The organism is Brevundimonas vitisensis, assembly GCF_016656965.1.
In the GTDB taxonomy this organism is placed as follows: Bacteria; Pseudomonadota; Alphaproteobacteria; order Caulobacterales; family Caulobacteraceae; genus Brevundimonas; species Brevundimonas vitisensis.
This window is the reverse complement of the sequence record NZ_CP067977.1, coordinates 356,020-369,286: the sequence shown is the minus strand read 5'-3', so window position 1 is coordinate 369,286 and position 13,267 is coordinate 356,020. Positions and strand designations below refer to the sequence as shown.

Sequence of the window (13,267 nt, the reverse complement as noted above, 5' to 3'; positions counted from 1 at the left end):
GTATGCTCCCCTCCGGTGACGAGATCGAGTCGCTAATGACGGACCAACCGTCGCATCAGGTCACGAAGGGCTCATCGCTTGCAATATCTCGACATCCTGACGGGTGCTCTCGGAGCCTTCGCCCTGGCCTGGATCGCGGACCAGTTGACGGGGCGCCGGGGTCTGTTCGCCACCAGCCTGGTAGCAGGCATCGGGGCTCTGTGCGGCTGGTTCCTGACCGTGCGGGTCATAGGGATAGCCAGCCTGGACGATTGGCGCTGGATCCCCTGGTCCATGGCGGGGTCTGTCATCTGTCTGGTCGCCTTCTTCCTGTTCCGGAGCAAGCGCTGATGCCCGGCGGCAGACAGGGCTTGCCCCCCCGCCTTCGCAGCTTCATCGCCTGCATGGGCGTTCTGGTCTGGCTGGCCTTCTACATCTGGGCTGTGATCGCCATCGGCGAATGGCTGCCGCGCAATCCCTGGATCGACCTCATCTATTACGGCATTGCCGGCACGGCCTGGGGGCTGCCGCTTTATCCGCTTTTCAAGTGGTCCGGCGGAGCGGGCCAGAACTGACACCGAGGACGCAGGCCCCGTCTAAATGCGGTGCCGGTCGGTCGATTGCGGTCACCGGCTACGCCACCTGCAGCGCCCTTCGGAGGCGCGATCGTTCAGCTCTGGTGGGCGTTCAGACTGGCGACCCCACCGTTGCGGCGGGATAGGCCGCATCGGGTTCGACATCCGCCCGCGTCTGAGGCCGTGTGACCTGGCAGGACTCTGACAATGGCTGACGCCCGTGGGCGTGAATTGCAAAGGGGCCGCCCGAAAGCGACCCCTTCAACCAACCGTCTTCTTTGAGAAGATGGTCGGAGCGACAGGATTCGAACCTGCGACCCCTTGACCCCCAGTCAAGTGCGCTACCAGGCTGCGCCACGCTCCGAAGGCGCTCCCTATAGACGCCACCTCCGCGCCCCGCAAACGCAAAAGCACAAGAATGACAATCAGCGTGACAGGACGGCGTCCAGACGGCTGCGCGCCGCCTCCAAGTCGGCCAGCACCTGTTGCAGTCGGTCGTGCATTTCCGGCGCGGCGACGGTCGCCGAATCGGGGGTGTCGGCGTCCTCGACAAAGCTGACCGCAGCGTCTGGATCGCCATAGGCCGCCAGCCGGCGCAGACCCTGCTCCTTGTGCAGGCGCTGCACGCCCTTGATGGTCAGGCCCTCGTCGTGAAGCAGGCGTTTGACCGCCTTCAGCAGAACCACGTCCTGTGGCCGATAGAATCTGCGCCCGCCCGCCCGTTTCAGCGGCGTCAGGAAGCTGAACTTCGTCTCCCAGAACCGCAGGACGTGTTGAGGCGCGCCGACGGCCTCTGCGGCCTCCGAAATCGTACGAAAGGCGTTCTCGCCCTTGGGCGCACGGGCGGCAGCCATCGACGTCAGTCGCCCCCGGGCGCGTCGTGGACCCGGCCCTTCATGATCTGAGAGGCACGGAAGCTGATGACCCGGCGAGGGTTGATGGCGGCGGGCTCACCCGTCTTGGGGTTGCGGCCCATTCGGGCGCGCTTCTCACGCACCTGAAACACACCGAACCCAGACAGTTTGACCGTCTCGCCGCGCTCCAGCGATTCGACGATCAGTTCCAGGGTCCGCTCGACCAGGCCCGCGCACTCCTGACGCGACAGGCCGACATCCTCGTGAACCGACTCGCAAAGATCGGCTCTGGTCAGCGTCTGGTGTAGCCCCATGTGTCCGCTCCCGCGTGCAGTCCCTATCCCCGTCCATAAAAGGCCAAGCCCGGACAAATGGAAAGGACAGAAATGCGCCTTATAGGCGAAGTGCGCAGGCACCCCAGGTCAGCCCGCCGCCCATGGCCTCGAGCAAAACCAGGTCGCCGCGCTTGATTCGCCCGTCCTGGATGGCGGTATCCAGTGCCAGCGGTATCGAGGCGGCCGAGGTATTGGCGTGGATGGCGACGGTCGAGATGACCTTGTTCTCGTCCAGCCCCAGACGGTCGCCGACGCCCTTGATGATCCGCTGATTGGCCTGGTGGGGAACGAACCAGTCGACGTCGGCCACACTGATGTCTGCGGCGGCGCAGGCAGCGGTGATCGCCTCGGCAATATTCACGACGGCGTGGCGGAACACCTGATTGCCCGCCATCCGCAGATGCCCGACCTGACCGGTCGTGGCCGGGCCGCCGTCGACATAGAGCAGGTCTGTCTTGGTGCCGTCGCAACGCAGCGCAAAGCCCAGCAGGCCCCTGTCCTGTGGCGTCCCCTGCCCCTCTCCCGGTTCCATGACCACGGCCCCGGCACCGTCGCCGAACAGCACGCAGGTCGTCCGGTCGGTCCAGTCCATCAGCCGGGTCATTTCCTCGGCCCCGATGACAACGGCGCATTTGGCCATGCCTCGCGACACGAAGCCATCGGCTACGCTGACCGCATAGACAAAGCCGGAACAGACCGCCTGGACATCAAAGGCGATGCAGACCGGCGTGCCCAGCTTGCGCTGCACGATCGAAGCCGTGGCCGGAAAGGTCATGTCCGGCGTCGTCGTTGCCACGATGATCAGATCGACTTCGGAGGGGTCGCGACCGGCAGCCGCCAGGGCCCGGCGCGCGGCCTCAGTGGCCAGATCGCTGGTCGGCTGGTCCTCTCGCGCCCGGTGGCGCTGACGGATGCCGGTCCGCTCTATGATCCATTCGTCCGAGGTATCAACGATCTGGGCCAGATCGGCATTGGTGACGATCTGGTCGGGCAGGAAGGATCCGACGCCAGTAACGACGCTGCGGGTGACACTCACGAAACGGACTCCGGCGGGGGCGTGGCGGCGGACTGGATCATCTGGTCCAGTCGGCCGAGGTTGGCCGAGACCTTGGCCATGTAGTCGCTGCGAGCCAGGTCGACGGCGATGCGGATCGCATTGCCGAATCCCTTGGCGGTCGCACCGCCATGGCTCTTCACGACAATGCCGTTCAGGCCCAGCAAAGGACCGCCGTTGATGGCGCTGGGGTCGATCCGCGAGCGCATGGTCTTCAGCGCCGGCAGGGCGATCAGGGCCCCGACCTTGGCCTGGATACCCGAGGTCAGCGCTTCCTTCAGGATCGCTGAAATGAAGCGGGCCGTGCCTTCGGCTGTCTTCAGGGCGATGTTGCCGGTGAAACCGTCGGTGACCACCACATCAACCGTCCCCTTGGCGATGTCGTCGCCCTCGACGAAGCCGTGGTAGTCCAGCCCCAGGGTGTTGGCCCGCAGCAAACGGCCCGCCTCGCGGACCTCTTCATGGCCCTTCATTTCTTCGGACCCGACGTTCAGCAGACCGATCGTCGGCTTGTCCACGCCGTGGACCGCCGCATGAAACGCTTCGCCCATGATGGCGAATTCCAGCAGCTGTTCGGCGTCGCAATCGATATTGGCGCCCACGTCCAGCACAGCCGTGACGCCGCGCAATGTGGGCCAGCTGGCCACGATAGCCGGGCGTTCCAGACCCTGGGCCGCCATCCGAAGCACCAGCTTGGAGATCGCCATCAGGGCACCGGTATTGCCGGCCGAAACCACGGCGTGGGCCTCGCCGGCCTTTACCGCCTCCAGTGCATTCCACAGGCTTGAGCCCTTGCCCCGGCGCATCGCCTGGGCAGGCTTTTCGTCCATGGCCACGACCTTGTCGGTATGACGGATTTCGAAGACCTGAGCGTCCAGCCTCAGGCGCGCGGCCTCCGCCGCGATCGCCGTTTCGTCACCATGCAGCAGAAAGCGAACGCCCTCACCGCCGTGGCGGCGAATATAGTCGCGCACCCCGCCGACCACGACAGGGGGACCATGGTCACCGCCCATGGCATCAAGGGAAATCAGGATAGGGGTTGGCAAGCGGCTCGGACTCCCGCGCGCTCCCTGTCGAAGCCGCGCTTCAGCACATGGGACGATACCGCCCCGACGGGGGGATGCAACCGCACCGCCCCTGCGTCAACCTTGATCCTTCGGATCGGGCGCTTTGAAGGCCTTCAGCACAGCAAAGGGCGAGATATCGGCCGGCGGCTCGGGCGGCACGAATTCGGCACCCGGCTTGCGCGGGAAAGGATCGAGCGACAGGGCAAGCTGTTCGACGGCATACTGGCCCAGGTCGATTCGCCCGTCCTCGATCAGGTCGGGTGTGTCGTCATCCAGGTGCACATCCACCTCTTCCGGGTCAGCATCCACCGCCTCTGAAAGCCGCAGTTTGAAATCCCGGTCGATTTCGACCGGCAGCGGCTCCAGCGTCAGGCCACAGGTCTGCACGGCCCGCGCCGTGATCCGCCCTTGCAGGATCCAGGCATCGTCGATCGGACGCAATGATACGTCAGCGGTGAACGAATCCAGCGATGCCAGATCAAGCGCCTTGGCGATCCGGTTTCGCGCTGCCTCGTCCGGCTCCAGACGACGCGACAGTCCGCCCGGCACTTGATTCAGCCGTACGGGCTCGCTGTACGGCAAGGGAATGGACTCGATCATGCCGTCACCTCTGCCCAGTCGGGGCGTTCGCAAAGTGCCTTGTAGGGCTGGGCTGCCAGCCGGGCACGGCTGTTGACCACATAACGCATCAGGGCCGTGCCGATTTCGGGATCTTCGCTTTCGAAGACATTGCGCGCCAAGGCCTGGCTCAGGGCCCCCTCGTCCTCGGCGCGCAGAGCGGCCTCATAGGTCTTCATCCGCCCATAGAGCGCTTCGCCCAGCTTGCGCATCTTCTTGGAGACGGCCAGGTCGCCCACGCCCAGTTCGCGCAGCGCATCGTCCAGGGCCGAGACATAGACGTTGAACAGGGCCTGTGACGCCTCGGCCCCCCGCTCGCCCTCGTCCCGCAGTCGCATCACCAGCAGGAGCACATGCAGGGTGTAGAGTTCGAAACGGGCATCGATCCGATCATCGACCCCCAGCACCTGGTAGAACGCTGTGTCACGCGCCTGATCCACCGCCCGAGCGTATAAGGTCGGAGCAAGCCGGATTTCCGGAGGCGTTCTGAATGGATTTCTGATCATCGGTTCAACGGCCCCTTTTCCGCCGCGCCGTTGAACTAGGACGCGTGTCCGGTTAGGTCAAAGACCTTGTTCTCGTCCAGGCGCCGCAAAATGACCCGTATGAAGCCATTCCTCGCCGCCGCCGCGCTGGCTGCCCTGATGGGCGCAACGGCGGCTTGTGCGCCCATCATCGGCGTGAACGGCTTTCAGTCGGTGGATGTGAAGCCGACCGACATCGTCGCGGGCACCGATACCAAGGCGACGGTCCTGGCCCGCCTCGGCTCGCCATCGACCACCTCGACCTTCGAATCCGACACCATCTGGTACTACTTCAGCCAGACGACGGAAAAATACACCTTCAACGCGCCGCAGGTGTCGCAGCGCAGCGTGACCGAGATCACCTTCAATGAGGCCGATCAGGTGGCCTCCGTCCGGACCCTGGGTCTGGAGGACGGTCAGGAGCTGGCCATGAACCGCCGCGAAACGCCGACGCGCGGACGTGAGCTTACCGTTCTGGAGCAACTGCTGGGCAACGTCGGACGCGGTCAGCTGCCCCGCGAAGACGACGTCCCCGGCCAGCGTCGCCCGGACTAGCCGACCGCGCTCTGCTCGCGCCCAAAGAAAAGCCCCGGAGATCGCTCTCCGGGGCTTCTGTTTTAGGGTCTAAGGCGATTAGCCGATCGTTCCGCTGGCCAACACCGCCAGCAGCAGGAGCGCCACAATGTTGGTGATCTTGATCATCGGGTTCACGGCCGGACCGCTGGTATCCTTGTAGGGATCTCCGACGGTGTCGCCGGTAACGGCAGCCTTGTGCGCCTCTGAGCCCTTGCCGTGGACCACGCCGTTCTTGTCGGTATAGCCCTCTTCGATCAGCTTCTTGGCATTGTCCCAGGCACCGCCGCCCGACGTCATGGACACGGCAACAAACAGGCCCGTGACGATCACGCCCATCAGCATGGCACCCAGGGCGGCAAAGGCCGTAGCCTTGTCCGAGATCGCCAGCACGGCTACGAACAGCACGATCGGCGACAGCACCGGCAGCAGAGACGGCACGATCATTTCCTTGATGGCCGCCTTGGTCAGGATGTCGACGGCACGGCCGTACTCAGGCTTGACCTCATAGGTCATGATGCCGGGGTTTTCGCGGAACTGACGACGCACCTCGGCCACGACGGACTCGGCCGCGCGGCCCACCGCCATCATCGACATGCCCCCGAACAGGAAGGGCAGCAGCCCCCCGAAGAGCAGGCCGACGATGACATACGGGTTGGTCAGGGCGAAATCGACCGAACCCATGCCGGCAAAGAAGCTGCCGGGGGCCGCCTCAGCCACGAAATACTTCAGGTCTTCGGTATAGGCGGCGAAAAGGACCAGGGCCCCCAGGCCCGCAGACCCGATGGCATAGCCCTTGGTGACGGCCTTGGTGGTGTTGCCCACCGCGTCCAGGGCGTCGGTCGAGTGGCGCACATCGGCCGGCAGGCCCGCCATTTCGGCGATGCCGCCGGCATTGTCGGTTACGGGCCCGAAGGCGTCCAGCGCCACGATCATGCCTGCCACGCCCAGCATGGTGGTGGTGGCAATGGCGATCCCGAACAGTCCGGCCATCTGATAGGTGGCCACGATGCCGATGATGATCGTCAGTGCCGGCAGGGCGGTGGACTCCAGCGAAACGGCCAGACCCTGGATCACATTGGTCCCGTGCCCCGAGACCGAAGCATTGGCCACCGACTTTACGGGGCGGAACCCGGTACCGGTATAGAATTCGGTGATGACCACGATGGCGGCCGTGACCGCCAGGCCGACAACGCCGGACCAGAACAACTGCATCGGCTCGATGACCAGACCGCCGTTCGTCGTCACCGCCGCCTCGACCATGTTGTCGACGACGAAATACAGCGCGACGATGGACAGCACCCCCGTCACGATCAGACCCTGATACAGGGCCCCCATGATGTTCTGGCTCTTGCCCAGGCGCACGAAGAAGGAGCCGAGGATCGAGGTCACGATACAGACCGCGCAGATGGCCAGCGGCAGCAGCATCATGGTCTCGGCGAACGGCCCGCGGAAGAAGATGGCGGCCAGGACCATGGTCGCGACCGTGGTCACCGCATAGGTCTCGAACAGGTCGGCGGCCATGCCCGCACAGTCGCCGACATTGTCGCCGACATTGTCCGCGATGGTGGCGGCATTGCGCGGATCATCCTCGGGGATGCCGGCCTCGACCTTGCCCACCATGTCGCCGCCCACGTCGGCGCCTTTGGTGAAGATGCCCCCGCCAAGCCGGGCGAAGATGGAGATCAGGGACGCCCCAAAGCCCAGGGCGACCAGGCCATCGATGACTTCACGGCTGGTAGCCTCCAGCCCCATGCCTTGCGTCAGGACGGCGTAATAGCCCGCGACGCCCAACAGGGCCCCGCCTGCGACGAACATCCCGGTGATCGCGCCCGAGCGGAAGGCCAGGTCCAGACCTTTGGCCAGGCTGATCGAGGCGGCCTGAGCCGTGCGGACGTTGGCCCGGACTGAAATCAGCATGCCGGCATAACCAGCGGCGCCCGACAGAACCGCACCGACGGCAAAGCCGGCTGCAGCATAGGGGCCAATCAGAAAGTAGGCTGCGATCAGGATGACCACGCCGACCACGGCGATGGTGGTGTATTGGCGGGCGAGATAGGCGGAGGCCCCCTCCTGGATCGCGGCCGCGATCTCCCGCATCTTTTCGTTTCCGGCGTCGGCCTTCATCAGCGAGGCGGTCTGTACGAGTCCATAAAGGACCCCCAGCGCGCCTGCGGCTATGACCAGCCACAGATAGTCAATCATGGTGTTTCCAAACCCTATGCTTATGGAGCGCGGCCCGGTGGGGCGGTGGGCATGTTTGCCTCTGTCCGCCTTCGGTCCCCCCCGCGCACATTGCGGCTGCACACCGTGCACCCGTCGGGAATTAACGGGAACCGTGCCGCATCACAGGGTTATACGCAACACATCGCTATCAGGCGGGCAGCCCCGTCCGCCGCCGCGGAGCTTGAGAGACCACCTCGACGCGGGCGATCGCGCCGCGTCCGGCGATGCCCGCCGCTGACCGCATCAGACTAGCCGAAAGGGCATTGGCATCCAGCCGGGTCCAGTCGCCGGGCACAACGAAAGGCGTTCGGTGAGCGGCCTTGACCAGGGCATCGCGGAACCACGCCTCCTTGGTGCGGACCACTTCGGCCGAGGCACCCGAGCCCAAATGAAGCCGCAAGGCGACAAAGACATAGTTCCGCACACGGCCTTCGGTGATGACCGGCAACCCCACGCCCGAGAGGTTTACCGTCGCCCCGCCGGACTCCTCCTCGCCGGCCAGGGAAGGCCCGGCACAGGCTACCCCCAGGGAGGCGGCACCGGTGGCGATGATCTGTCTGCGATCCATGGCCGAAGCTTGGCCGATCACGGTTAGCAAACCGTTGCAGGGTTCAGTCGTGCGTCCAGCCGTTCTTGCGGATTTCGATGGGCCTGCCGGCCAAACGGGCTGTGACCCCCTGCCCGGCTGCCACGCGGCCGATCTGGCTGACACGCAGATGCCGACGGTCAGCTTCGCGGCGCAGAGCCGCTTCGTCGCTCGGGCGGACGGTCAGGGCGATTTCATAGTCGTCGCCGCCCGTACAAAGCTGTTCCAAGGCCGCTTCCAGATCGACGCGCCCATCCAGCCACGCCTGCCCTGCGGCCGACACGGGAATGCGCTCCAGGTCGATCTCGATCCCGACCCCGCTCGCCGCCGCCACATGCCCAAGATCGGCCACCAGACCATCGGACACATCGACGGAGGCGGTCGCCAGATCACGGACCGTACCGGCAAACACCACGCGAGGCATCGGCGTGCGATAGTGGGCGACCAGAGCCGCAATCCGCTCGGGCTCCAGGGTCAGCAGCCCGCGCGCGGCCTGAAGGCCCAGCCAGCCGTCGCCGATCGTGCCCGTCACGAAGACCAGGTCGCCCGGTCTTGCGCCCGCCCGGCTCACAGCCCGGCCCTTGGGTACCCAGCCCAGCATGGTGATAGAGAATGACGCCGGCCCCGGCGTCGCCACGGTGTCCCCGCCCAGCAGGTGAATACCAAACGAGCCCTGATCAGCCTTCAGCCCAGCGGCGAAGGCCTCCCGCTCCGGCCAGCCGCAGCGCGGCGACCAATGGCAGGCCAGAAGATATCCAAACGGCTCGGCCCCCTTGGCCGCCAGGTCCGACAGATTCACCCGCAGCAGTTTCTGCGCGACCGTCTCCAGCGGGTCGTCGGGGAGAAAATGCACACCCTCGACGATCGCGTCCTTGGTTAGGACGAGGTCATAGCCTGCCCGGAAGGGAAGCACCGCGACATCGTCGGCGAGGTTCCGCGCATAGTCGGGATGGGCCAGCGGACGCAGCAGCCGCGCGATCGTTTCGAACTCGCCGGCGGCATCCAAGGCGGCCATCAGGCCGGGCGCACGTCGCGGGCGACACCGTCCAGGGCCGCATTGACGAAGCGAGCTTCTGCCGCGTCGAAGAAGGCCTTTGCCAGTTCGACATACTCGTCGATGACGATCTCCAGCGGGACCTCAGGCTTGTGCGCCAGTTCCCAGGCCCCGCTCCGCAACAAAGCCCGCAGGGTGGCGTCGAGCCGCTCCAGCCGCCAGCCGGAGGCCAGTCGCGCCTTGATGGCCGCATCGATCTCCCGCTGGCCCTCGATGACCCCGCGCACGATGTCGCCGAACCAGGCCTCGTCGGCCTCGGCCAAAGGCTCGCCTTCGATGTCGGCATCAAACCGGTAGTTGGAGAATTCGGTGATGACGGTTTCCACGCCCTCGCCCGCCAGCTCCATCTGATAGAGCGCCTGGACGGCCGCCAGGCGCGCCACGGTCCGGGCTCGCCGCTGGCGGCTGGTCAATTGCGGTTCCGCGCGCGCCTTTTCGGCCTCGGCGAGCTGCAACAGGACGGATTGGATGCTGTTCGGTTCTGTCATCCGCCGAGGCCTAGGCGAAGTCGGCGTCGCAATGCAATCAGATCGAGGCAGGCGCGGGCCGCGCCACCGCCCTTGTCCCCCTCGCTGAGCCGCGCTCGGGCCCAGGCCTGATCCTCGTCCTCGACGGTCAGGATGCCGTTGCCAATGGCCAGTCCCTTGATTCCGAGATCCATGATCCCGGCCGCGGACTGATCCGACACGATCTCGAAATGATAGGTCTCGCCGCGGATCACGCAGCCGAGGGCGACATAGCCGTCATAGCGCGGGGCGGTTGGATAGCGCCCGGCCTCTTCAGCCAAGGCAATGGCGGGCGGCACTTCCAGCGCACCCGGCACGGTGACGACGTCGAACACCGCCCCCATAGCGCGCAGGGCATCGGTCGCACCCTCAAGCAGGGCGTCGGCCAGGTCGTCATAGAAACGCGCCTCGACAATCAGGACGCGGGGGGCTTCGTTCAGGATTGGTCTGCTCCATCCATGTCACGCCATCCGACGATCCGCAGGCCATAGCCTTCCAGTGCGGTCGGCGAAGGCCGGGTCGAACTCATCACGATCATGTCGCGTACGCCAAGGTCCAGCAGGATCTGCGCCCCGACACCGTATGCCTTCAGCGACCGGTCGACAGCCGACGGCTTATCCGACCCGGCCAGCCGCTCGGCCAGACCCTGCAGCGCAGGATCGCGCAGGAAGACCACGACCCCGGCTCCCGGGTGGTCCGTAATGGCCTTCAGCGCCTTGGGCACATAGTCCTGCCGGTCCTCGACATGGCCCAGCAGGTCGGCGGCGAAGTCCACCTGATGCATTCGCACCAGTGTCGGCTTGTTCGGATCGATCCGGCCATGGACCAGGGCGACGTGCTCGGCCCCCTCGATCGTGTTCCGGTACAGCATCATGCGGAACGGGCCGCCGTGGACGCTGGCGAAGGGGGTGTCCATCACCCGCTCGACGAATTTCTCGGTCCGGCGGCGATAGGCGATCAGGTCGGCAATCGTGCCGATCTTCAGCCCGTGCAGCTGAGCAAACGCAACCAGGTCGGGCATCCGCGCCATGGTGCCGTCGTCGTTCATGATCTCGCAGATCACGCCGGCGGGCGTCAGTCCGGCCATGCGGCTGATGTCGACCGCCGCCTCGGTATGGCCAGTACGGACCAGCACCCCACCGTCGCGTGCCACCAGCGGAAAAACGTGTCCGGGCGAGACGATGTCGTCGGCGCCCTTCGTCGGGTCGGAGGCGACCTGGACCGTGCGCGCCCGATCCGCCGCACTGATCCCCGTCGTCACGCCTTCTTTTGCCTCGATCGAGACGGTGAAGGCGGTGCCCATGCTTTCGCGATTGTCAGCGGCCATCGGCGGCAGGCGCAGCTTGCGCGCCCGCTCGGCCGTGATGGCCAAGCAGATCAGGCCCCTCGCGTGCTTGGCCATGAAGTTGATCTGGTCCGGCGTCGCGAACTGCGCCGGGATGATGACGTCACCCTCGTTCTCTCGGTCTTCCGCATCCACCAGGATGTAGGGACGCCCATTGCGGGCATCCTCCAGAATGTCCTCGATCGGACTGATGGGGCTGTCGGTTTGGTTGGCTACGAGGTGCATCACGCCGTCTCCTGCCACCGCGCGAGGTATCGCGCCAGCATGTCGATCTCGATATTGACCGGATCGCCCACCGACAGGCCACCCAGGGTGGTCACCTGCCAGGTGTGCGGAATGATATTCACCTCGAACCGCTGCCCCTCCACCGCATTGACGGTCAGGGAGACGCCATCGACCGTGATCGACCCCTTGGGTGCGATATAGCGATGCAGCGGGGCCGGAACCTCGATGTGAACGCGGTGCGATCCGCCCTCCGGCTCGATCGCCACGACCCGGCCCAGGCCGTCGACATGGCCGGACACGACATGGCCGCCCATCTCGTCACCCAGTTTGGCCGCACGCTCCAGATTGACGCGGCGGCCCTCGGTCCAGTGGCTCAGGGTCGTCTTCGACAGCGTCTCGCCCGAGACCTCGACTGCAAACCAGCCGGGTCCCTTTTCAGTGACCGTCAGGCAGCAGCCCGCATGACTGATGGACGCCCCCAGATCGATGCCGGCGGTGTCCCAGGTGGTTTCGACCTCATAGCGCCAGTCGCGCTCGGTCTGGCTGACGGCACGGATGCGTCCGATGTCGGTAATGATCCCGGTGAACACGTCAGTCAGCCCCAGATATTGAAACAAGATGGCAGACGCCCCGCCTGACCTCAGCGCAAGGCGTCATAGCGTTCCCACAGATCGTCGCCGACCGCCTCGGCCGACAGACGCCGGAACTTGGGGGCCTCAGCCAAATTCGCAAGGGCCAGCGCCGCGACGCAGGGCCGCCCCTCCCCGCCCAGCAGGACCGGGGCCCGGAACCACTCCATCCGATCGACCCGCCCGGCTCTCAGGAAGGACGCTGCCACCTGCCCCCCGCCCTCGATCAGGACCGAGCCGATGCCATGCCGTGCCAGCGCCGCCAGGACAGCCTCAGGCGTCGGACGCCCGTCGCGCGCCGCGACCTGCTCGACCTGGGCCCCGCCGATGCGCGCCGGTTCGGCCGCCGTCATTATAAGGGTGTTGGTCTGCGCCACCCGGGCATTGATGGGCGTACGAAGCCGGCTGTCCAGAACCACCCGCAGCGGCTGTTTCGTTCCTGTCGCCTCAGTCGATGGAAGGAGACGCACCGTCAGCTCCGGGTCGTCTGCCAGCACAGTCTCGACCCCGACAAGGATGGCGTCATGGACGGCGCGCAGCCGGTGGCCCTCATGCCGCGCCACCTCGCCCGTAATCCATTTCGATTCGCCCGAGGCCGTGGCGATCCGTCCGTCCAGCGATGTTGCCAGCTTCAACGTGACCCGGGGCTGCATCAGCCCTCGTCCAAACCTTCAGCCCCCAGGAAGCGTGCGAAATCCCCGGTGTGGCGGAAGTCCTTGTAGACCGACGCATACCGGACATAGGCGACCTCATCGACGCTCTTCAGCGCCTTCATGATGAAGTCTCCAACGACAGACGAGGCGATTTCGGTCTCGCCCAGGCTCTCCAGCTGCCGGACGATCCGGCTGACCAGCTGCTCGACCTGTTCGGGCTGAACCGGGCGTTTGCGCAAGGCGATACCCAGCGACCGCTCCAGCTTGTCCCGATCGAACGGCGTGCGCCGCCCGTTGCGCTTCAGAATCACCAGCTCGCGCAGCTGGACTCGCTCAAAGGTCGTGAACCGTCCCTGGCAGTTCGGGCACGACCGACGACGCCGGATCGCCGCACTGTCATCCGACGGGCGGCTATCCTTCACCTGCGTATCGGTATGGCCGCAAAAGGGACATTTCATCCGAGG

The 13,267-nt window shown here is 65.7% G+C and carries 18 protein-coding genes and 1 tRNA gene; 3 read left to right on the top strand and 16 right to left on the bottom strand.

Going from position 1 to position 13,267, the window contains the following annotated elements; all coding sequences use genetic code 11:
- Positions 1–78: 78 nt before the first annotated feature.
- Entirely contained in the window at positions 79–330 is a 252-nt protein-coding gene (locus JIP62_RS01805; protein WP_201103256.1) for a transglycosylase, read from the top strand.
- Positions 331–350: 20 nt separating this feature from the next.
- Positions 351–554, top strand: a complete 204-nt coding sequence (locus JIP62_RS01800; RefSeq protein WP_201103255.1) for a DUF2842 domain-containing protein — start codon at positions 351–353, stop codon at positions 552–554.
- Positions 555–841: 287 nt separating this feature from the next.
- Here the strand turns inward: JIP62_RS01800 and JIP62_RS01795 are convergent.
- From JIP62_RS01795 to JIP62_RS01765, 7 genes are all read right to left on the bottom strand, one after another.
- Positions 842–918 (bottom strand) — tRNA-Pro (locus JIP62_RS01795).
- 61 nt (positions 919–979) lie between these two features.
- Positions 980–1,408: a MerR family transcriptional regulator gene (locus JIP62_RS01790; RefSeq protein WP_201103254.1), complete on the bottom strand. Its 429-nt coding sequence runs from the start codon at positions 1,406–1,408 to the stop codon at positions 980–982.
- 5 nt (positions 1,409–1,413) lie between these two features.
- Positions 1,414–1,722 carry an integration host factor subunit alpha gene (locus JIP62_RS01785; protein WP_201103253.1) on the bottom strand — a complete coding sequence of 103 codons (309 nt, stop codon included), beginning with the start codon at positions 1,720–1,722 and terminating at the stop codon, positions 1,414–1,416.
- A 79-nt stretch (positions 1,723–1,801) separates the two neighbouring features.
- Entirely contained in the window at positions 1,802–2,779 is a 978-nt protein-coding gene (locus JIP62_RS01780) for a beta-ketoacyl-ACP synthase III (protein WP_201103252.1), read from the bottom strand.
- A complete protein-coding gene (plsX, locus tag JIP62_RS01775) occupies positions 2,776–3,810 on the bottom strand; it encodes a phosphate acyltransferase PlsX (RefSeq protein WP_230974922.1) in 1,035 nt (344 codons plus the stop codon). Before plsX ends, JIP62_RS01780 begins: the two co-directional genes overlap by 4 nt.
- A 129-nt stretch (positions 3,811–3,939) precedes the next feature.
- Positions 3,940–4,464 (bottom strand): YceD family protein, encoded by a 525-nt coding sequence (locus JIP62_RS01770; protein ID WP_201103250.1) that lies wholly within the window; start codon positions 4,462–4,464, stop codon positions 3,940–3,942.
- Positions 4,461–4,922 (bottom strand): ubiquinol-cytochrome C chaperone family protein, encoded by a 462-nt coding sequence (locus tag JIP62_RS01765; RefSeq protein WP_330999942.1) that lies wholly within the window; start codon positions 4,920–4,922, stop codon positions 4,461–4,463. Before JIP62_RS01765 ends, JIP62_RS01770 begins: the two co-directional genes overlap by 4 nt.
- A 156-nt stretch (positions 4,923–5,078) precedes the next feature.
- Here JIP62_RS01765 and bamE point away from each other — a divergent pair, with 156 nt between their 5' ends.
- On the top strand, positions 5,079–5,561 hold the full coding sequence (gene bamE / locus JIP62_RS01760) for an outer membrane protein assembly factor BamE domain-containing protein (RefSeq protein WP_201103248.1): 483 nt from the start codon (positions 5,079–5,081) through the stop codon (positions 5,559–5,561).
- 78 nt (positions 5,562–5,639) lie between these two features.
- Here the strand turns inward: bamE and JIP62_RS01755 are convergent, their stop codons facing one another.
- The 9 genes from JIP62_RS01755 to nrdR all read right to left on the bottom strand — a co-directional run bounded on the left by JIP62_RS01755 (position 5,640) and on the right by nrdR (position 13,261).
- On the bottom strand, positions 5,640–7,784 hold the full coding sequence (locus tag JIP62_RS01755) for a sodium-translocating pyrophosphatase (RefSeq protein WP_201103247.1): 2,145 nt from the start codon (positions 7,782–7,784) through the stop codon (positions 5,640–5,642).
- Between the two features lie 169 nt (positions 7,785–7,953).
- The gene (locus JIP62_RS01750; protein ID WP_230974820.1) at positions 7,954–8,394 is read right to left on the bottom strand and encodes a hypothetical protein; all 441 of its coding nucleotides are present in this window, start codon (positions 8,392–8,394) and stop codon (positions 7,954–7,956) included.
- A gap of 22 nt (positions 8,395–8,416) precedes the next feature.
- On the bottom strand, positions 8,417–9,406 hold the full coding sequence (gene thiL / locus JIP62_RS01745; protein WP_201103246.1) for a thiamine-phosphate kinase: 990 nt from the start codon (positions 9,404–9,406) through the stop codon (positions 8,417–8,419).
- On the bottom strand, positions 9,406–9,933 hold the full coding sequence (nusB, locus tag JIP62_RS01740; RefSeq protein WP_201103245.1) for a transcription antitermination factor NusB: 528 nt from the start codon (positions 9,931–9,933) through the stop codon (positions 9,406–9,408). Before nusB ends, thiL begins: the two co-directional genes overlap by 1 nt.
- Complete coding sequence (gene ribH / locus JIP62_RS01735) at positions 9,930–10,391, bottom strand: 6,7-dimethyl-8-ribityllumazine synthase (protein ID WP_201104477.1); 462 nt, start codon at positions 10,389–10,391, stop codon at positions 9,930–9,932. The genes nusB and ribH overlap by 4 nt, the downstream gene beginning before the upstream one ends.
- Positions 10,388–11,521, bottom strand: a complete 1,134-nt coding sequence (gene ribB, locus JIP62_RS01730; protein ID WP_201103244.1) for a 3,4-dihydroxy-2-butanone-4-phosphate synthase — start codon at positions 11,519–11,521, stop codon at positions 10,388–10,390. Before ribB ends, ribH begins: the two co-directional genes overlap by 4 nt.
- On the bottom strand, positions 11,521–12,111 hold the full coding sequence (locus JIP62_RS01725; RefSeq protein WP_201104475.1) for a riboflavin synthase: 591 nt from the start codon (positions 12,109–12,111) through the stop codon (positions 11,521–11,523). The genes ribB and JIP62_RS01725 overlap by 1 nt, the downstream gene beginning before the upstream one ends.
- A 50-nt stretch (positions 12,112–12,161) precedes the next feature.
- Positions 12,162–12,803 (bottom strand): bifunctional diaminohydroxyphosphoribosylaminopyrimidine deaminase/5-amino-6-(5-phosphoribosylamino)uracil reductase RibD, encoded by a 642-nt coding sequence (ribD, locus tag JIP62_RS01720; RefSeq protein WP_201103243.1) that lies wholly within the window; start codon positions 12,801–12,803, stop codon positions 12,162–12,164.
- Complete coding sequence (gene nrdR / locus JIP62_RS01715; protein WP_201103242.1) at positions 12,803–13,261, bottom strand: transcriptional regulator NrdR; 459 nt, start codon at positions 13,259–13,261, stop codon at positions 12,803–12,805. The genes ribD and nrdR overlap by 1 nt, the downstream gene beginning before the upstream one ends.
- Positions 13,262–13,267 lie beyond the last annotated feature (6 nt).